Origin of the sequence: Marinomonas rhizomae (assembly GCF_024397855.1) — a bacterium.
GTDB lineage: Bacteria > Pseudomonadota > Gammaproteobacteria > Pseudomonadales > Marinomonadaceae > Marinomonas > Marinomonas rhizomae_A.
In genome coordinates this window covers 4,113,938-4,133,670 of record NZ_CP073343.1, presented here as the reverse complement: position 1 = coordinate 4,133,670, position 19,733 = coordinate 4,113,938, and the positions used below count along the sequence as shown (strand labels likewise).

20 protein-coding genes are annotated in these 19,733 nt (G+C 44.7%); 17 read left to right on the top strand and 3 right to left on the bottom strand.

Annotated features, from left to right (window positions below; translation table 11 throughout):
* Window positions 1-2: 2 nt before the first annotated feature.
* The 10 genes from rpsE to rplQ all read left to right on the top strand — a co-directional run bounded on the left by rpsE (window position 3) and on the right by rplQ (window position 5,633).
* Window positions 3-503 (top strand): 30S ribosomal protein S5, encoded by a 501-nt coding sequence (rpsE, locus tag KDW99_RS19360; protein WP_113918292.1) that lies wholly within the window; start codon window positions 3-5, stop codon window positions 501-503.
* A gap of 6 nt (window positions 504-509) precedes the next feature.
* Window positions 510-695: a 50S ribosomal protein L30 gene (rpmD, locus tag KDW99_RS19355; RefSeq protein WP_012071918.1), complete on the top strand. Its 186-nt coding sequence runs from the start codon at window positions 510-512 to the stop codon at window positions 693-695.
* A 1-nt stretch (window position 696) separates the two neighbouring features.
* Window positions 697-1,131, top strand: a complete 435-nt coding sequence (gene rplO / locus KDW99_RS19350; RefSeq protein WP_133004491.1) for a 50S ribosomal protein L15 — start codon at window positions 697-699, stop codon at window positions 1,129-1,131.
* Window positions 1,132-2,463, top strand: coding sequence for a preprotein translocase subunit SecY (secY, locus tag KDW99_RS19345; RefSeq protein ID WP_255827124.1), 1,332 nt, complete (start codon window positions 1,132-1,134; stop codon window positions 2,461-2,463).
* A 19-nt stretch (window positions 2,464-2,482) separates the two neighbouring features.
* The gene (rpmJ, locus tag KDW99_RS19340) at window positions 2,483-2,596 is read left to right on the top strand and encodes a 50S ribosomal protein L36 (protein WP_110577380.1); all 114 of its coding nucleotides are present in this window, start codon (window positions 2,483-2,485) and stop codon (window positions 2,594-2,596) included.
* A gap of 128 nt (window positions 2,597-2,724) precedes the next feature.
* The gene (gene rpsM, locus KDW99_RS19335; protein WP_013797821.1) at window positions 2,725-3,081 is read left to right on the top strand and encodes a 30S ribosomal protein S13; all 357 of its coding nucleotides are present in this window, start codon (window positions 2,725-2,727) and stop codon (window positions 3,079-3,081) included.
* 64 nt (window positions 3,082-3,145) lie between these two features.
* Window positions 3,146-3,538 (top strand): 30S ribosomal protein S11, encoded by a 393-nt coding sequence (gene rpsK / locus KDW99_RS19330; protein WP_012071913.1) that lies wholly within the window; start codon window positions 3,146-3,148, stop codon window positions 3,536-3,538.
* Between the two features lie 16 nt (window positions 3,539-3,554).
* Window positions 3,555-4,175 carry a 30S ribosomal protein S4 gene (gene rpsD / locus KDW99_RS19325; RefSeq protein ID WP_114412695.1) on the top strand — a complete coding sequence of 207 codons (621 nt, stop codon included), beginning with the start codon at window positions 3,555-3,557 and terminating at the stop codon, window positions 4,173-4,175.
* Between the two features lie 33 nt (window positions 4,176-4,208).
* Window positions 4,209-5,213: a DNA-directed RNA polymerase subunit alpha gene (locus KDW99_RS19320; RefSeq protein WP_111608644.1), complete on the top strand. Its 1,005-nt coding sequence runs from the start codon at window positions 4,209-4,211 to the stop codon at window positions 5,211-5,213.
* 42 nt (window positions 5,214-5,255) lie between these two features.
* A complete protein-coding gene (rplQ, locus tag KDW99_RS19315) occupies window positions 5,256-5,633 on the top strand; it encodes a 50S ribosomal protein L17 (RefSeq protein WP_113918294.1) in 378 nt (125 codons plus the stop codon).
* Window positions 5,634-5,768: 135 nt separating this feature from the next.
* Here the strand turns inward: rplQ and uvrA are convergent, their stop codons facing one another.
* Window positions 5,769-8,591: an excinuclease ABC subunit UvrA gene (gene uvrA, locus KDW99_RS19310; RefSeq protein ID WP_255827123.1), complete on the bottom strand. Its 2,823-nt coding sequence runs from the start codon at window positions 8,589-8,591 to the stop codon at window positions 5,769-5,771.
* 157 nt (window positions 8,592-8,748) lie between these two features.
* Between uvrA and KDW99_RS19305 the strand changes: the two genes are divergently transcribed.
* From KDW99_RS19305 to KDW99_RS19280, 6 genes are all read left to right on the top strand, one after another.
* On the top strand, window positions 8,749-10,107 hold the full coding sequence (locus KDW99_RS19305) for an MFS transporter (RefSeq protein ID WP_255827122.1): 1,359 nt from the start codon (window positions 8,749-8,751) through the stop codon (window positions 10,105-10,107).
* Between the two features lie 39 nt (window positions 10,108-10,146).
* Entirely contained in the window at window positions 10,147-10,890 is a 744-nt protein-coding gene (gene ssb / locus KDW99_RS19300; RefSeq protein ID WP_255827121.1) for a single-stranded DNA-binding protein, read from the top strand.
* Window positions 10,891-10,998: 108 nt separating this feature from the next.
* Window positions 10,999-11,580, top strand: coding sequence for a DNA endonuclease SmrA (smrA, locus tag KDW99_RS19295; RefSeq protein ID WP_255827120.1), 582 nt, complete (start codon window positions 10,999-11,001; stop codon window positions 11,578-11,580).
* Between the two features lie 166 nt (window positions 11,581-11,746).
* Window positions 11,747-14,668 carry an insulinase family protein gene (locus KDW99_RS19290; protein ID WP_255827119.1) on the top strand — a complete coding sequence of 974 codons (2,922 nt, stop codon included), beginning with the start codon at window positions 11,747-11,749 and terminating at the stop codon, window positions 14,666-14,668.
* A 96-nt stretch (window positions 14,669-14,764) separates the two neighbouring features.
* Window positions 14,765-15,871 (top strand): 1-acyl-sn-glycerol-3-phosphate acyltransferase, encoded by a 1,107-nt coding sequence (locus KDW99_RS19285; protein WP_255827118.1) that lies wholly within the window; start codon window positions 14,765-14,767, stop codon window positions 15,869-15,871.
* A gap of 20 nt (window positions 15,872-15,891) precedes the next feature.
* Entirely contained in the window at window positions 15,892-16,644 is a 753-nt protein-coding gene (locus tag KDW99_RS19280) for a lysophospholipid acyltransferase family protein (protein WP_255827117.1), read from the top strand.
* Window positions 16,645-16,712: 68 nt separating this feature from the next.
* Here the strand turns inward: KDW99_RS19280 and fabB are convergent, their stop codons facing one another.
* On the bottom strand, window positions 16,713-17,927 hold the full coding sequence (fabB, locus tag KDW99_RS19275) for a beta-ketoacyl-ACP synthase I (protein ID WP_255827116.1): 1,215 nt from the start codon (window positions 17,925-17,927) through the stop codon (window positions 16,713-16,715).
* Window positions 17,928-17,953: 26 nt separating this feature from the next.
* Window positions 17,954-18,469, bottom strand: a complete 516-nt coding sequence (fabA, locus tag KDW99_RS19270) for a 3-hydroxyacyl-[acyl-carrier-protein] dehydratase FabA (protein ID WP_113918305.1) — start codon at window positions 18,467-18,469, stop codon at window positions 17,954-17,956.
* Window positions 18,470-18,769: 300 nt separating this feature from the next.
* Here fabA and KDW99_RS19265 point away from each other — a divergent pair, with 300 nt between their 5' ends.
* Complete coding sequence (locus tag KDW99_RS19265; protein ID WP_255827115.1) at window positions 18,770-19,681, top strand: alpha/beta fold hydrolase; 912 nt, start codon at window positions 18,770-18,772, stop codon at window positions 19,679-19,681.
* The last annotated feature ends 52 nt before the right edge of the window (window positions 19,682-19,733 follow it).

The window sequence follows — 19,733 nt, the reverse complement described above, 5'->3', positions numbered from 1 at the left end:
AAATGGCAGTTAATGATCAACAAACTAGCGACCTCCAAGAGAAGCTAGTACAAGTAAACCGCGTTGCTAAAGTTGTAAAGGGTGGTCGTATCTTCTCTTTCACAGCTTTGACAGTCGTTGGTGATGGTAAAGGTAAAGTTGGCTTTGGTCGTGGTAAAGCGCGTGAAGTTCCTCAAGCTATTCAAAAAGCAATGGAACAAGCTCGTCGTAACATGGTTTCTGTTAAGCTAGATGGCGATACTCTTCAGTATCCTGTTAAAGCGAATCACGGAGCATCTAAAGTTTACATGCAGCCTGCGTCTCAAGGTACCGGTATCATCGCCGGTGGTGCAATGCGTGCGGTTCTAGAAATCGCTGGCGTTCACAACGTTTTGGCGAAATGTTACGGTTCTACAAACCCAGTAAACGTAGTTCGCGCTACGATCAAAGGTTTGCAGGATATGAAAGCACCTGAACAAATCGCGGCTAAACGCGGTAAGTCAGTCGATCAAATTTTGGGGTAATGTGTCATGGCGAATAATACCATCACAGTTCAACTAACCCGCAGCCCGATCGGTCGTCTTCCAAAGCACCGTGAAACTGTTAAAGGCTTGGGTTTGCGTAAAGTTGGCCAAACACGTGAGTTGGAAGATACTCCTTCTGTACGTGGCATGGTTAATAAAGTTTATTACATGGTTAAAGTGGTAGGGGAATAACATGTTCTTAAATACACTTCGTCCTGGCGAAGGTAGCAAGCATGCTCCTAAACGTGTTGGTCGCGGCATTGGTAGCGGCTTGGGCAAAACCGGCGGACGAGGCCATAAAGGTCTTAAATCTCGTTCTGGTGGCTCAGTAAAACCTGGTTTTGAAGGTGGTCAAATGCCTTTGCAGCGTCGTCTGCCAAAATTCGGTTTCACTTCACGTCAGGCAAAGTATGTTGCTGAGGTTCGTTTAAACGAGCTTGCTGCTGTAAATGCTGAAGTTGTAGATTTGGCTGCTCTTAAAAGCGCCGACATTCTAGGTCATCAAATTAAGACTGCTCGTGTAATTTTGTCTGGTTCTATCGACAAAGCTGTCACAGTTCGTGGTCTTAAAGTGACTAAAGGTGCTCGTGCCGCTATTGAAGCAGCTGGCGGAAAAGTCGAGGAATAAATGGCAAAGCGTGGCTCACTACCAGCTGGCATGCAAAACGGTTTAGGCGAGCTTTGGTCTCGTATTCGTTTTGTGTTTCTAGCAATTATTGTATACCGAATCGGTGCGCACATTCCTGTTCCGGGTATTAATCCTGACAGGTTATCTGCGTTGTTTGATCAAAATGAAGGCACTATTCTGAGTTTATTTAACGTATTCTCAGGGGGCGCGCTTGAGCGCATGAGTATTTTTGCGCTTGGGATTTTGCCCTATATTTCTGCCTCTATTATTATGCAGTTATTGACGGTTGTGAGTCCGCAGCTAGAGCAGTTGAAGAAAGAGGGTGAAGCGGGTCGTCGCAAGATTACTCAGTACACCCGTTACGGTACTGTACTTCTTGCCCTTGTTCAGTCTGCCAGTATGGCGGTTGGCTTGGCAAGTCAAGGGATCTCATTTAGTAGTGGCATGGAATTCTATGCTGTTGCTGTTGTGACACTTGTTGCTGGTACTGTTTTCTTGATGTGGTTAGGTGAGCAGGTTACTGAAAAAGGTATTGGTAATGGTATATCCATTCTTATCTTTGCCGGTATCGTTGCTGGCTTGCCTTCTGCTTTAGGCCGTTCATTTGAGTCGGCTCGTCAAGGCGATATCAATATTTTAGCTTTGTTGTTGATTGGTATACTTGCCATTGCGACTATTGCATTCGTTGTTTTCATCGAACGTGGTCAACGTCGCATTACGGTTAATTATGCAAAACGCCAACAAGGCAAAAAAGTATTTGCTGCACAAAAGAGTCATTTGCCTCTTAAAGTAAATATGGCTGGTGTAATCCCACCTATATTTGCTTCAAGTATCCTTTTGTTCCCAGCTTCGATCGGACAATGGTTTGGTCAAGGTGAAGGAATGGAATGGTTGCAAAATATCTCTTTGGCTCTAGCTCCTGGGCAACCGCTTTATGTGCTGTTGTTTGCGATAGCAATTGTTTTCTTTTGCTTCTTCTATACGGCGCTAGTGTTCAACCCTAAAGATGTGGCAGATAACTTGAAAAAATCCGGTGCGTTCTTGCCGGGTATTCGTCCAGGCGATCATACAGCTCGATATATTGATGGTGTAATGACTCGTTTGACACTGTTTGGTGCTTTATACATCACTCTAGTGTCTCTGATGCCTCAGTTCTTTGTTGTTGCGTGGAATGTTCCATTCTACTTTGGCGGTACTTCTATGTTAATCGTAGTGGTAGTTGTCATGGACTTTATGTCGCAAGTTCAAAGTCATTTGATGAGTCAGCAATACGAATCATTAATGAAGAAATCTAATCTGACTGGTTATGGTCCAAATGGCCTAATGCGTTAAGCGTAGGTTGGAGTTGAACATGAAAGTACGTGCATCTGTAAAGAAAATCTGTCGTAACTGCAAAATCGTTCGTCGTAACGGTTCAGTTCGAGTGATTTGCATTGAGCCTCGTCACAAACAGCGTCAAGGTTAATAGCGAGTTCGCTCGATGATGGGAAAGGGTGGTTGATTTATGTCCTAAAGATAGGCATAATCAGCCGCCCTCATGATAGTAAAGTGATGAATTAACATATAATCATCAATAACAACGGAGTAAAGTGAATGGCTCGTATAGCCGGTGTCAATATTCCTGACAATAAACATGCGGTCATTTCTCTGACTTACATCTTCGGAATTGGTCGCACTCGTTCACGCGCTATCTGCGCTGCTACAGGTGTTGCTGAAACTGCGAAAATCGGTTCATTAAGTGATGATATCCTTGATGAACTTCGTGGCGAAGTTGCTAAGTATACTGTAGAGGGTGACTTACGTCGTGAAGTCAGTATGTCTATCAAACGTTTGATGGACCTAGGTTGTAATCGCGGGATTCGTCATCGCCGCAGCCTACCAGTTCGTGGTCAACGTACCAAAACGAACGCTCGTACACGAAAAGGCCCTCGTAAGCCTATTCGTAAGTAATTTAAACGCGTTTCGCTCTAGCCACAAGTTTGCTAGAGCTGAGCATTAAATAGGAAAGTGCAATATGGCTAAGCCAGCTACGCGCAACACCAAGAAAAAAGTCAAAAAGACGGTCGTCGACGGTGTTGCTCATGTACACGCGTCATTTAATAACACGATCGTGACTATCACTGACCGCCAAGGCAATGCTTTGTCTTGGGCTACTGCCGGTGGTTCTGGTTTTCGCGGATCTCGTAAAAGTACTCCTTTCGCAGCTCAAGTAGCAGCGGAACGTGCCGGTACTGTCGCACAAGAGTTCGGCCTTAAAAACGTTGACGTAATGATTAAGGGCCCTGGTCCTGGTCGTGAGTCCGCAGTTCGTGCATTAAATGCATTGGGCTTGCGTATCAATAACATCACAGATGTGACGCCAATTCCGCACAACGGTTGTCGTCCACCTAAGAAACGTCGCGTTTAATTGAGGAGACAGATACATGGCTCGTTATATAGGTCCAACTTGTAAGTTGTCTCGTCGTGAAGGTACCGACTTGCAATTGAAGAGCGGTTCACGCGCTCTTGAGTCGAAATGTAAAGTAGAAACGGTTCCTGGTGTGCACGGTGCACGTCGCGGTCGTCTTTCTGATTACGGCTTACAATTACGTGAGAAACAAAAAGTACGTCGTATGTACGGCGTTCTTGAAAAGCAATTTCGTAATTACTACAAATCTGCTGCTCGTCTTAAAGGTGCAACTGGTGAAAACCTTCTGCAACTTTTGGAATCACGTTTAGATAACGTTGTATACCGCGCAGGTTTTGGTTCTACACGTGCAGAAGCTCGTCAGCTAGTTGGCCATAAAGGCATTCTAGTTAATGGCGCTACGGTTAACATTCCGTCTTACCAAGTTAAAGCTGGTGACGTTGTGTCTATCCGTGAAAAAGCTAAGAAGCAATTGCGTGTACAAAGCGCACTAGAGCTATCTAAAGGTCGTGCACCGATCCATTGGATCGAAGTTGATTCAACTAAACTGGAAGCAACTTACAAAGCTGTTCCAGAACGTGCCGATTTATCAGCTGAAATTAATGAGAACCTAATTGTCGAACTTTACTCTAAGTAAGTCGGTGATTAGGATTAAGAAATAGGTGGATCTATGCAGCGTTCAGTGAGCGAATTGTTAACCCCACGCAACATTGAAGTTCAGGAATTAGGCAACTGTCGCGCTAAAGTTACACTGCAACCACTAGAACGTGGTTTTGGTCATACTTTAGGTAACGCACTGCGCCGTATCCTGCTTTCTTCAATGCCAGGTTGTGCGATTGTTGAAGTCGAAATCGACGGTGTATTACACGAATACAGCGCAATCGAAGGGGTTAAAGAAGATGTAATTGAAATTCTTCTTAACCTGAAAGGAGTTGCGATCGCTCTACACGGGCAAGATGAAGCAACTCTTACTCTAAGTAAAAAAGGTCCTGGTATCGTAACAGCTGGAGATATCCAGTTGGTTGCTGATGCAGAGATCGCTAACCCGGATCATGTTATTGCGCACTTGGATGACACTGCAGAGTTAACTATGCAGATCAAAGTCGCTCGTGGCCGTGGTTATGAGCCTGCTGATGCTCGTGTTGCTGGCGACGATGAGACTCGTCCAATCGGTCGCTTGCAACTGGATGCCTCATTCAGCCCTGTTCGCCGTGTTGCGTACAGTGTCGATAATGCTCGTGTAGAGCAGCGTACAGATTTAGATAAGCTAGTCTTAGACATCGAATCTAATGGTACTATCGACCCTGAAGAAGCAATTCGTCGTGCAGCGACTATTTTACAACAGCAAATCGCGGTTTTTGTCGCCCTTGAAAGCGAAAGCGAAGCACCTGTTGTAGAAGAAGAGGATGAGATTGATCCAATTTTGCTACGCCCGGTTGATGATCTTGAATTGACCGTTCGCAGTGCTAACTGTTTAAAAGCAGAGAACATTTATTACATCGGTGATTTGATTCAACGTACTGAGGTTGAGCTTCTTAAGACGCCTAACCTAGGTAAGAAGTCGTTAACTGAAATCAAAGATGTTTTAGCACAGCGTGGTTTGTCTTTGGGAATGCGTTTAGAGAATTGGCCACCGGCTAGTTTGAAAGACGATAGCAAAGTTCTAGCTCGCTAGGTCATTGTTCCCTGACCACCGTAGTTTGGTAAGGAATGTAAAATGCGTCATCGTAAGAGTGGACGTCACTTAAACCGTACTAGCTCACATCGTAAAGCGATGTTTAAAAACATGGCTGCTTCTTTGTTCGAACACGAAGTTATTAAAACTACGTTGCCGAAAGCTAAAGAATTGCGTCGTGTTGCTGAGCCTTTGATCACATTGGCGAAAGTTGATTCTGTTGCGAATCGTCGCCTTGCCTTTGCTCGTACTCGTAGCAAAGATGCAGTAGGTAAATTGTTCTCAGAACTTGGTCCTCGTTACCAAGCTCGCCCTGGTGGTTATGTTCGCATTCTAAAATGTGGCTTCCGCACAGGTGACAACGCACCTATGGCTTATGTTGAATTGGTCGATCGTCCAGTTACAGAAGCCGCTGAGTAATATCAGTTTGTAATAAAAAGCCGAGCTATTAGCTCGGCTTTTTTTTGCAAAAAAATTACCTGATATGATAGTCAGACACAAAAAAATACCCGAAAAAGTTAAGCTTTTCTCGGGTATTTTATTTTTGACTAAGGGCTAATTAAGCATTTGTTTTAAGAAGCGACCAGTATGAGATTTTTCAGCTTGAGCAACTTCTTCCGGCGTTCCTTCAGCGACAATGTAGCCGCCACCGCTGCCCCCTTCTGGGCCTAAGTCAACAATCCAATCAGCAGTTTTTATTACATCAAGGTTGTGTTCAATGACAACGACTGTATTGCCGTGATCTCTTAGGCGATGAAGCACTTTGAGCAGTTGTTCTATATCCGCAAAGTGTAGTCCTGTTGTCGGCTCATCTAAAATGTAGAGCGTTGTGCCTGTGTCGCGTTTAGATAGTTCTTTTGCGAGTTTAACCCGCTGTGCTTCGCCACCAGACAGCGTTGTGGCTGCTTGCCCAAGGCGGATGTAACCTAAGCCCACATCCATTAAGGTTTGCAGTTTTCTTGCAATAGAAGGGACTGGATCAAAAAACTCTCGAGCATCTTCAATCGTCATATCTAAGCACTCGTGAATGTTCTTGCCTTTGTAATGGATCTCTAATGTTTCACGATTGTAGCGTTTGCCTTTGCAGGTATCACATGGCACATAGACGTCAGGAAGAAAGTGCATTTCTACTTTAATGACACCATCACCTTGGCAGGCCTCACAGCGGCCGCCTTTGACGTTAAAACTGAATCTGCCCGGTTTATAACCACGTGAACGAGACTCTTGTGTTGCCGAGAAGAGCTCTCTCATTGGAGTAAAAATACCCGTGTAGGTAGCAGGGTTGGATCTTGGCGTCCGACCAATAGGGCTTTGGTCAATGTCTACACACTTGTCGAATAAATCTAGTCCCTCTATACGCTCGTGTGGTGCCGCTTTTAATGTGGTTGCGCCATTGAGTGCCGTTGCAGCAAGAGGATATAGAGTGCCATTTACTAGAGTCGACTTACCAGAACCTGAAACGCCGGTTATACAGGTCATTACTCCAACAGGGATGTTGAGATCAACAGTATTTAAGTTATTGCCTGTTGCGCCTATCAGCTTGAGGAATTGTTTGTCTTTTGCTTGATGGCGAATGGGAGGTATTTCAATTTTACGTTTGCCCGTTAGGAATTGCCCAGTAACGGATTCAGGACAATCCATAATATCCTGAGGTGTGCCACTTGCAATGATTTGACCACCGTGAACACCAGCGCCTGGGCCAATATCGACAACAAAGTCTGCAATACGAATCGCGTCTTCATCATGCTCTACCACAATAACGGTATTTCCCAAATCTCGGAGTCTGGTTAGTGTGGCGATGAGTCGTTCATTATCGCGTTGATGCAGACCAATGGAAGGCTCATCTAGGATGTACATTACGCCTACTAGGCCGGCACCTATTTGGCTAGCAAGTCTGATTCGCTGTGCTTCACCGCCTGATAATGAGTCTGCTTTACGGTCTAAAGTTAGATAGTCCAAGCCTACGTTTACCAAGAAGGTTAAGCGGTCACGAATCTCTTTAAGGATTTTAGAGGCGATTTCACCGCGTGACCCTGGAAGCTCTAGTGTTTCGAAATACTTCAAGCATTCTGCGATTGGATAAGTCACCACTTCTGGAAGCGTTTGCTCAGCAATGAAGACGTTACGAGCGGATCGATTCAATCGAGAGCCATGACAATCTGGACAAGGCTGAATGCTGATGTATTGTGAGAGGTCGTCACGTACGCTGTCCGATTCTGTTTCATGGTAGCGGCGCTGTAGGTTTGGAATAACGCCTTCAAATGAGTGTGAGCGCGTCATTTTATCGCCACGTTCATTGATGTAAATGAAATCTATCTTGTCTTTTCCTGAGCCATGCAGAATTCGCTTTTTAAAGTCACTAGGAATGTCTTTATATCTTGACTCAATGTCGAATCCGTAATGTTTCGCTAGCGCACTCAGTTGTTGATAATAAAAGATGCTACGTCGGCCCCAGCCTCGGATGGCACCTTCAGCAAGTGTGAGTGTCTCGTCTTGAATGATTCGATCTGGATCGAACATCTGATGAGTGCCTAAACCGTCACAAGTCTGACAAGCGCCATTTGGGTTGTTGAACGAAAAAAGTCGAGGCTCTAGTTCGGTTAAGCTGTAGCCACAAACTGGACAGGCAAATTTACTAGAGAAAATATATTCTTCTTTTTCGTCATCCATATTGATGACTTTGGCGATACCATCAGAGAGACCAAGGCAAGTTTCGAAAGACTCTGCCAAGCGCAGTTGGAGGTCAGAACGTACCTTAAAGCGGTCAATGACCACTTCAATAGTATGTTTCTTATTTTTTTCTAATATTGGCGCATCGTCTAGATCAACGACAATGCCATCAATTCTAGCGCGAATAAACCCCTTAGAAAGCAGATCACTAATGGTATGTAAGTGCTCACCTTTTCGATCTTTGACGATAGGGGCTAGCAGCATCATCTTAGTTTCTTCTGGGAGCGATATAACTTTATCGACCATTTGTGATATGGTTTGCGCCTCTAATGGCTCACCATGATCTGGGCAGCGTGGTTGTCCTGCGCGGGCAAATAACAATCGTAGATAATCGTATATTTCTGTTATTGTACCGACTGTTGATCGTGGGTTATGAGAAGTTGATTTTTGCTCGATTGAAATAGCAGGAGAAAGGCCTTCAATGTGGTCTATGTCTGGTTTTTCCATCATGGACAAAAACTGTCTAGCGTATGTCGAAAGGGATTCTACATAGCGACGTTGTCCTTCGGCGTATAAAGTGTCAAAGGCGAGAGAGGATTTACCTGAGCCGGATAGGCCAGTAATCACCACAAGTTTGTCTCTTGGGATGTCTAGGTCCACATTTTTTAAATTGTGTGTGCGGGCCCCGCGTATGGTAATGGTATCCATGAGTCTCCAATGTGAAGTCGATCAACAGATAGAAATCTGTCAGTAAATTAAATAACTGTCTATTTTTACAGTAGTTGAAATGGAGCTTCAACGGTATTTTTTGTAAAATTGACAATCTTTTTTCTTAACCACCTAGTTAAACGGTTGAAACCTCCTTATGGATCTACTTGAACGTCGTTCAGTTCTTGCTTTAGCACTGATCTATTTATTCAGAATGTTGGGCTTGTTTCTTATTATGCCCGTCATTAGTGTGGCAGCTGATGGGCTGACTGGGGCTGATGCCGCGTTAATTGGTACAGCGATCGGTATCTATGGCCTGACTCAAGCGAGCTTGCAGATTCCGATGGGCATGTGGTCGGATAAAATTGGCCGTAAACGTGTCATTGTGATCGGACTGTTGCTGTTTGCTGTAGGGAGTTTGATCTGTGCTAATGCCACTGATATCAATACCTTGATTGTCGGTCGAGCAATTCAGGGTGCTGGTGCTATTGCCAGTACCTTGATGGCGTTATTGAGTGACGTCACAAGAGAGCAAAACCGCACTAAAGCCATGGCGATTGTTGGTATTAGTATTGGCGCCTCGTTTATGTTGTCTTTGGTACTAGGGCCTTGGATTTTTGCTTTAATTGGTCTTTCGGGACTGTTTTATTTGTCTTTTGCATTATCTTTACTGGGCATACTCTTGATCATTTTTGCTGTGCCGAATATTGTCCAGCACACCTTTAAACGTGATACGACCCCGAGCCTTAAGGCTCTTGGTTTGGTGCTGAAAGACTCGAAACTGCGGTTCCTTAATGTCAGTGTTTTATTGTTGCATGCAAGCCTAACGGCGTTGTTTGTCACTGTGCCAAATTTGTTGATTCAGCAATTTGATTTACCCTTGTCAGAGCATAGCTGGCTTTACTTAGCGATCATGAGTTTTGCTTTCGCAGGTATGCTACCATTAGTGATTATTGCTGAGTCAAAAGGCAAGACAAAAGGCGTGTTAATCGCCGTGATGGTTTTGTTAGGTTTAAGCTCAATATTGCTGCAATGGGCTCCGTACCTTTGGGTATTTGGGGTATTGTTGTGGGTCTATTTTGTTGGCTTCAACTCACTAGAAGCTGTACTGCCGTCTCTTATAAGTAAGTTGGCGCCTGTGGGTTATCGTGGTACAGCAATGGGTGTGTTCTCTACCCATCAATTTATGGGATCTTTTTTGGGTGGTGTTGGCGGCGGTTGGTTGCTGCAACATCATGCAAACAGCGGTGTCTTTTGGGTTGTCGGCGTGGTGTTTTTGGCATGGTCACTTGTTTGTGCTATCCAGCCAGCGCCTCGTTCGTTAAGTAGTTTGGCGTTTAGCCTGCCCAATATGACTGATGAAGAAGTAACTAGGTTGGCAGATCAACTTGAGCAAATCCAAGGAGTGGAAGGTATGCAAATTTTTAAAGATGAGCAAACGGCTTATCTGAAGATCGATAAAAAAATATTAGATAAAGATGCTCTGGTGCGTTTAGCGCCGCAAGTGCGTCTTTAAGTAAAACACTATTCTATCTTTTAGTTGGAGAAGAACGTCATGGCACGTGGAATAAACAAAGTAATCTTGATCGGAAACGCGGGCAACGATGCCGAAGTGCGTTTCATGCCATCTGGCGCAGCGGTTGCAAACGTTAACTTAGCGACAACAGAAAGCTGGCGCGACAAGCAAACTGGTCAAATGCAAGAGCGTACGGAATGGCACCGTGTTGCCTTCATGGATCGTGGTAATTTCCGCCTTGGTCAAATCGCAGGCGACTTTATTAAGAAAGGCTCTAAAGTCTACGTAGAAGGTTCATTGCGAACTCGTGAGTGGGAAAAAGACGGCATTAAGCGCTACACAACTGAAATCGTAGCCAACGAAATGCAATTGCTTGACGGACGTGGCGATAACTCTGGACAGCAAAGTGGTGGTTATGACTCTATGCAAGGTGGTGGCGGTTACGGCAATGCACCTCAACAGTCTGCTCCTCAACAAGGTGGATATGGCCAAGCACCAGCGCAACAGGCTCCACAGCAGCATGCACCTCAAGGCGGTTTTAATCAGCCTCAAGGTGGCGGTTATGGCCAAGCGCCACAGCAAGCTGCACCGCAGCAGGCGGCTCCACAACAAGCAGCGCCACAGTCTTTTGGTAGCTGGGGGAATGCTCCACAGCAAGCTCCTGCTCAAGCCGCGCCGCAACAACGTGCTCCACAGCCTGCGCCTCAACGCGCACCAGCGCCTGAGCCAAAACCTCAGCAAGCGCCAAACTTTGATGACTTTGATGATGATATTCCGTTTTAAAACTGACATGTTTTACGACCATTAAAGTAATAAAGGCTCCTTTTAGGGGCCTTTATTGTTCTATAGTGGTGTGTTAAACAAGCTAAGTTAATCAAAGAGGATAAAGTTGTGAACGACGAAGATGAAACGTCTTTGTTCGCGCAAGAGGTGGCGGGTATTAAGCCACTTAAAAAAAGCGAAGTGTATCTGGGCAAGAAAGGCCCTCAGGTTGACTTTTCCGCTCGCCAAAAGGCGGCGCTGATCGCTAAAGAGGCGGACAGGAATCATTTGTCACAAGACTATGTGGAAAAGGTCGAGCCCAATGATGTGTTGGAATATAAGCGTTCAGGTGTGCAAGATGGCGTATTTAAACGTCTTAGGCAGGGCAAGTATGGCATAGAGGCACGCTTAGATTTGCATCGCCATACCGTGGCTCAGGCGCGGGAGCAGGTATATCAATTTGCTGATGATTGCATGCGTAATGACATTCGCGTTGCTATTATTGTGCATGGCAAAGGTGATCGTACGCCTGATCCGGACAGCCAAGCCATGATTAAAAGTCATATTAATAAATGGTTGAGAGAGTTGGACGCTGTTATGGCGTTTCATAGTGCGCAAAGACATCATGGTGGTTTGGGGGCTGTGTATGTGTTGTTCAAAAAGACGGAAAAAGCACGCTTGGATGACTGGGAAAAACATCAGAAGCGTTAGAGTGCGGTGTCGCCTTACATGTGGAATCACGTTAGTTCGTGCAGTAAAAGCCATGTTTTTGCTATAATCCCGCCACTTTGCTGTCTTGGACTTATGCTGTCTTGAATGTCTCCAAGCTGCCCCAAAACATTGTAATTATCGTATTCTAATTTTATCGAGGTAGAGAATGGCAAATAGCACCGCGCACCATCCTGCGTTTACGTTTCTTCGCAGTGAATTTATCGATGCTCTGAATGTTACCGTTCAAGAGTTTGAGCACACTGTCACGGGCGCTAAACATTTTCATATCGCGTCTGAGAATGACGAAAATGTCTTCTTAGTTGGTTTAAAAACCGTTCCAACGGATTCTTGTGGCGTCGCTCACATTCTTGAACACACCGTATTGTGTGGTTCTGAGCGTTTTCCTGTACGCGATCCTTTTTTCATGATGATTCGCCGTTCGTTGAATACTTTTATGAACGCGTTTACCTCCTCTGATTGGACGGCTTACCCATTTGCCAGTAAAAACAAGAAAGACTTCCATAACCTATTGGGTGTGTATCTGGATGCGGTGTTCTTTTCTCGTTTAGATGAATTGGATTTCTCCCAAGAAGGTCATCGCTTAGAATTCGCTGAGCCAGATAACGCCGAGTCAGAATTGACATTCAAAGGTGTTGTGTTCAATGAAATGAAAGGTGCGATGAGCTCAACGACGTCGGTATTATGGCAAACGCTAACTAAATATTTGTTTCCGAATAATACTTATCATTTCAACTCCGGTGGCGAGCCAGCGGATATTCCTGATTTGTCTTATCAAGATCTTTTGGCGTTTTACCGCACGCATTATCATCCTTCCAATGCGGTATTCATGACGTTTGGCGATATTCCTGCAGAAACACTACAAGCCGAATTTGAAGATAAGGTTCTAAATCGATTTGAGCGCTTGGAAGAGCAAGTGAGTGTGCCGAACGCGAAGCGTTACTTCTCACCAGTGCGAGTAGAAGAAGGTTACGCAGCAGATGAAGTAAAGGAAGATGGCAGCCATGTTGTGGTTGGTTGGTTGTTGGGTGAAAGTACAGATCTAAACCAACAGTTCGAGGCGCAGTTATTGTCTAGTGTCTTGCTGGACAACAGTGCGTCACCTTTGATGCGAGTCTTAGAGAATAGCGACCTTGGCCGTGCACCATCCCCACTATGTGGTCTTGAAGACAGTAACAAAGAAATGAGCTTCATGTGCGGATTGGAAGGCGTGAAACGAGAGGATGCCCCTAAGGTTGAAGCCTTGGTATTGTCGACCTTGGAAAGTATTGCTGAAAAAGGGGTACCTCAAGATATGGTTGATGCCATGTTGCATCAATTAGAATTGAGCCAGCGTGAAGTTGGTGGCGGTAGTTATCCTTATGGTTTACAGCTCATTTTGGCTGGTTTGTCGACAGCGGTTCATGCCGGAGATGTGATTGCTCAGCTTGATCTTGATCCTGTTATTAATGCAATGCGCGAGAAAGTTCAGGATCAACAATATATTCCGAACTTGATTAAAAGCTTGTTGTTGAGCAATGCACACCGAGTCACGATCACATTAAGCCCTGATGATGCTCTTGAAACGCGTCGAAATCAGGCAGAAAAAGATCGTCTAAGTCAGATCAAAGCCGCGTTGTCTGATGCTGATAAGCAGCAAATTATAGCTCGCAGCGCGGCATTGAAAGCTCGTCAATCCCAAGTGGACGACATGAGTATTTTGCCGAAAGTTGGCTTAGAAGATGTGCCTGCGCGTTTGCCAGAATATGACAATGAAAAGGTAGCAGGTGATTTACCAATTACTTTCTACCCGCAAGGTACGAATGGTTTGGTTTACCAGCAGTTAGTCATTGATTTGCCTGAGTTGGATGAAGAAGAGACGGAATATTTGCCGTTATTTTCTTCAATGATGACTGAGTTTGGTATTGGTGCAGAGGATTACCTTACTGTTCAGGAGCGGCAAGCTCAAGTTTGTGGCGGATTAGGAGCTTCAAATTCTATTCGTGCAACGATTGAAGATCGCCAAGAGCTAAATGGCTACTTTATTTTGTCATCGAAAGCCTTGGTGCCAAATGTTAAAGCCATGAGCGAATTGTTGAAAGATACTATGCTTAATGTACGTTTTGACGAAGCAAGCCGCGTGAAAGAGCTGGTGGCCCATCGTCGTGCCCGTCGTGAACAGTCCATTACTGGTCAGGGTCACTCTCTGGCGATGACGGCAGCGTCTAGTGCAATTTCTGGTTTGGCTGCGCAACAAGAAAACTGGAGCGGTATGTCAGGTATTCGTTCTGCGATTGCATTAGATGATGCAATGAAAGCAGACAGTAAGACTATTGATAATGTCTTGGCAGTCTTCAAACGTTTACATGAAAAACTATTGCAAGCGAACAAGCAGCTTTTACTGGTCGCAGAGCCTCAGCATGAAGCAAATCTATTGAGCGAGGTTCAGTCTGTGTTTGCTGGCTTGCCGACAGGTAGCGCGCAGACTAAATTCTCTATGGCGCCGGTTGACGCGAAAGTGAATGTTGCTTGGTTGACATCAACTCAGGTGAGCTTTTGCAGTAAAGCCTTTCGTACGGCGTTTGGCGAACACCCAGATGTGGCAGCGTTGACCGTGTTAGGTGGTTTCTTACGTAACGGTTTCCTGCATCGCGTGATTCGCGAGCAAGGTGGGGCTTACGGTGGCGGCGCAACCTTTGATGGCAGTACTGGATCATTCCGCTTCTATTCTTATCGTGATCCTCGTTTGACAGAAACCCTGTCGGACTTTGATGCTTCGATTGAATGGATGCTAAATGAAGCACACTCTGAAGATGCGCTTGAAGAAGCTATTTTAGGAGTGATTGGTTCGATGGATAAACCAAGCTCGCCAGCAGGTGAAGCGCAAAGTGATTTCTATGTACACTTACATGGTCGTAGCCTAGCCTATAGAGAAGCCTTCCGAGCGAAGATATTAGCAGTGACGCTTGAGCAGTTGAAGCAGGTAACGAAAACCTATTTAACCAAAGAAAATGAAAATGTCGCTGTGGTTACATCCACGTCCAAGCGCGCGGAGCTAGAAACGCTTGGGTTTGATATTCAGACCCTATAAAAATACTGAGACCTTTGTACGAAATGACGAGTGCATTATCGTGCAAAGGCCTCATTTAAAACAAATAACAAAACAGTCTTACTGACGGAAAATTAAATGGATCAGTTTCACGATATACGCCCTTACAACGACGATGAGGTCGCCGAGGTGTTGAATAACCTGGTCGAAATGCCAGATTTTATTAATACAATTATTGGTTTTCGCTTTGCCCAATGGCCTAAGTTTTTGAAAGCGCCATTGGCATTATGTGTCAAGTTGGCGCTAAAACGCCAGATTGGTAATATTTCGAATGTTCATGAGTTTCAAATGCGCGTCGCGAGTTACATGGAACGCATGATAAAAACCACGACGACGAATGTCGAATATCGGGGGATTGAAAAGCTAGAGAAAGGCGTGGGCTATTTATTCTTGTCAAATCACAGAGACATCGCTATGGATCCGGCTTTTGTCAACTATGGCTTGTACTTAGCTGGACTGAACACGGTGCGCATCGCTATCGGTGATAACCTGTTGCGCCGTCCTTTTGTGTCCGACCTTATGCGTCTTAATAAAAGCTTTATTGTGAAGCGTTCTGCGAATGGTATTCGAGAGATGATGGCGGCGTTTGGTCAATTGTCTGCTTATATTACTGAGTCGTTAACGAAAGATCAGGCCAATATCTGGATTGCGCAAAAGGAAGGCCGTGCCAAAGATGGCTTGGACCAAACAGACCCAGCGATCATAAAAATGTTTTTCATGGGCCAGAAGAAAGAAAAAGTGCCTTTTTCTGATGCGATGGCAAATTTGAAAATTGTTCCTGTTTCAATTGCTTATGAGTATGACCCGTGCGCTTTTGATAAGGCGCGTGAATTGCATCAAAAATCGACAACAGGCAATTATGAAAAAGCTGAGTTTGAAGACATAGACAGCATCAAAAACGGCATTGTCGGTCAAAAAGGTAAGGTTGTCGTAACTTTTGGCGATGTTATAAAAGACGGCTTTGAAACGCCTGAAGAGTTTGTTGCAGAAGTAGATCGACAAATTATTTCTAACTATGCGATTCAGTCTACCAATGAGGCAGCACTTGCCTTACAGCAAGGTTTACCTTCAACGGATAGTGCATTCTCAAGTTATCTTGAGCGATGCCCTGACAGTTTAAAAGAAACCGTGTTGGCAATGTATGCAAATCCATTGAAGCAGCAACAAAAATATCTAAATAAATAGTTATAGGGAGTAAGCCGTCAATGAGCATATGGGCGTCAGCAAGATCTTGGATCGGCTCAACAATATTTTCCATTTACTATATGGTATCCACCATAATATTTGGTGTCCTTGCGCCTTTCGCGACTGTCTTGTTACCGAAGAATTTTCGTCAGCCAGTTTTAAATCTGCATAACAAAGGTTTGCTGTTTGTCTTTCGAGTTTTTTGTGGTGTGAAAGTTGAAATTATTGGTTTAGAGCATATCAATAAGAATCGTCCATTTGTGCTGGTGGCAAACCACCAAAGCGAGTGGGAAACCTATGTGCTGCAAGTATTGATGGCACCTGTATCAACGGTATTGAAGAAAGAGTTGTTGTCCGTGCCTTTCTTTGGTTGGGGCTTACGCATGGTTCAACCTATTGCTATTGACCGTTCCCAGCGCACCAATGCGTTGAAGCAAATTATCAGTCAGGGTAAAGAGCGTTTAGATGATGGCCGTTCAGTGCTAATTTTTCCTGAAGGCACTCGAATCGCGCCTAATGCAGAGCAAGCCTTTAACAAAGGCGCTGCCATGTTAGCGACATCTGCTGGTGTGCCTATTTTGCCTGTGGTACACAATGCTGGTTACACTTGGCCTGGTAAGCGTTGGCGTAAGTTTCCTGGCGCTATCCGTGTTGTTATTGGGCCTATTATCGAGTCTGAAGGCAAGAAAACCTCAGCATTACATGAAGAGATGGATGTTTGGATGCGTGCTGAAATGGCGAAACTCCCCAAAGGAAATGATTTCCTGTATTAGCCAAGTCTAAATTAAAGCCATAAAAAAGCCGCATCATTGATGCGGCTTTTTTGTTACTTGTGTTTTATTTACGCAGAGTATTTTTTGAATACTAGGCTGGCGTTAGTGCCGCCAAACCCAAAACTGTTAGACATAATCAAGTTCAAGTCTGCATTATCTTTGCGAGTTGTGACAACAGGGATATTGCCTGCTGCTTCATCAAGCTCGTCAACGTTTGCTGATGCGGTGATGAAATTATTTTCCATCATTAGCAAGCAGTAGATTGCTTCATGAACGCCTGCTGCTCCTAGAGAGTGACCAGACAAAGATTTAGTCGAACTAATCAGAGGGATTTTATCGCCGAAAGTTTCGTTGACTGCTTGTAGCTCTTTCATGTCGCCAGCAGGAGTACTTGTGCCATGAGTGTTAATGTAATCAATGTCGCCATCAATTGTGCTCATTGCCATTTGCATACAACGTACTGCGCCTTCACCAGAAGGAGCAACCATGTCATAGCCATCAGACGTTGCACCGTAACCCACTAATTCAGCGTAGATTTTAGCACCGCGAGCTTTAGCGTGTTCTAGTTCTTCAATAACTAGCATACCGCCACCGCCAGCAATAACGAAACCGTCACGGTTTGCATCGTAAGCGCGTGATGCCTTTTCAGGTGTGTCGTTGTACTTTGAAGATAGGGCGCCCATGGCATCAAACATACAAGTTTGAGTCCAGCTTTCTTCTTCGCCGCCGCCGGCAAAAACGATGTCTTGTTTGCCTAGCTGGATCAATTCCATTGCGTTACCAATACAGTGAGCACTAGTAGAGCAAGCTGAGGTGATTGAGTAGTTAACGCCTTTGATTTTGAACGGTGTAGCCAAACAAGCAGATACAGTACTGCCCATAGTTTGAGTAACACGGTATGGACCAACGCGTTTCACACCTTTTTCTCGAAGTGTGTCTGCGGAATCAACAAGGTTTTTAGCGGATGCGCCACCAGATCCTGCAACCAAGCCTGTACGAATATTGGATACTTGGTCTTCTGTTAAACCTGCATCTGTAATGGCTTGTTGCATAGAAACGTAAGCGTAAGTTGCAGCATCGCCCATGAAGCGGCGAACTTTGCGATCAATCCTTTCTGAATCTAAATCAATACGACCACAAACGTGGCTACGAAAGCCATGTTCTTTGTAATCTTCAGCGAAACGAATACCAGACTGGCCTTCGCGTAAGGAGTTTAGAACGCTCTCTTTGTCATTGCCTAGGCAGCTGACAATGCCAAGACCTGTTACTACTACACGACGCATAAATGTGCCTCTTTCATTCTTAATCTTTAGAAGTTATCAGTTGAAGTGAATAAGCCTACACGCAAGTCTTTTGCTGTGTAAATTTCACGACCATCAACTTTAACACTTCCGTCTGCAATCCCCATCACTAACTTACGCTCAATAACACGCTTAAGATTAATGTGGAAGGTAACTTTTTTCGCTGTTGGAAGGATTTGCCCAGTGAATTTCACTTCGCCAGAACCCAGTGCGCGCCCGCGCCCTTTATTTCCTTTCCAGCCTAGAAAAAATCCTACTAGCTGCCACATCGCGTCTAAGCCAAGGCAACCTGGCATAACCGGATCTCCTGGGAAGTGACACGCAAAAAACCATAGGTCAGGATTGATATCTAGCTCAGCAATAATTTCGCCTTTGCCGTGTTCCCCGCCTTCGGTCGAGATGTGAGTAATGCGATCCATCATTAGCATATTGCCGACAGGAAGTTGGGCATTGCCTGCACCAAACATTTCACCGTGGCCGCATTTTAATAGTTCGTCTTTTTCAAAAGATGAAGCTGTAGTCATTATAGTCCTATATCCACATCCAGCCGATGACTCAAAATAGTCTGGTGGATTGTCGTGGTCCAGTTTGCAGTAGAAAATCCAACTGATTATATCGGTTTGAAACCTTAATATGAATGTTTGGACGGAAAAAAACCAAATTAGCTGCATGAAAAATGATCATTTTTACATTGTAGTTGGTCTTTTGTGGGTTCTGAAGGGGGATGTGGCGTGTTTTAAGGTGGTTTTTTATTAGCATGCGCCATTATATTTTTCTGTTAAAGTATTCGGTTCGTAATTTTTTTGCTGTTTTGAGAGTCTTTTATGTCTTCACAAAGAAATATAAACCTAGCGGCTTGGCAGTATCAAGTGGGTGACGGTTATATACAAGGTTACCTAGGTCCATTGAAAAATAGTCAGCCGACGATACATTTTCTTCATGGTAACGGCTTTGCGGTAAAGACGTATTTGCATTTTTTAGAAAAGCTCGAAGGCTATAATTTGATTTTGCAAGATGCGGCCGGTCATGGAGAGTCGACCGCAGGCAAGCGCTTTATCGGGTGGAATGACACTGCTTCTCGTTTTAGAGCGTCGTTGGGGGCGCAGCGAAAAGTGTTGCCTGAGAATGAGTTGATTGGTGTTGGGCACAGCTTTGGTGGTTGCATGACCGCATTAATGAGTGAGCAAGATCCAACCCTTTTTGATCGATTGGTTTTGTTGGATCCTGCCCTTTTTCCGCCGCGCTTAATTTGGATGATGCGTGGCGTAAAGCTGGCAGGCTTAAAAAGCCAAATCCCCCTAGTAAAACAGGCTCGTCGCCGTCGTACCCAATGGGAAAGTTTTGCTCAAGTGAAAAGTAATTTTTTTGAGAGGGGGACGTTCAAAGGCTGGAAACCTGAATGTCTAGAGGATTATATTGAATTTTCTATTAAACATGATGAAAAAGGGCATTACCAATTAGGGTGTCCATCATGGATGGAGGCGGAGATCTTTTCCAGTTACCCTAAGCGACTTTGGGCTGCGATTGCTAACATATCTGTGCCTACTTACATTATTCAAGGTAAAGACACGTTTGATTATTTCAAAGAGGCATATCGATTGGCGGCAAAGCTGAACCCGAATATTCAGGTGGTCGAGGTCGACGGAGGTCATTGCTTTATGCAGCAGCATTCGGCTGAGTCTGCGCGCGTAGTGTTGGATATATTAAAGAAGAACGAGAGTGGAAAGTTAATATAAAAGCGCCAAACAGGGTCTGCAGTCTAAAGTGAACCCAATGTTTGGCGTTTTT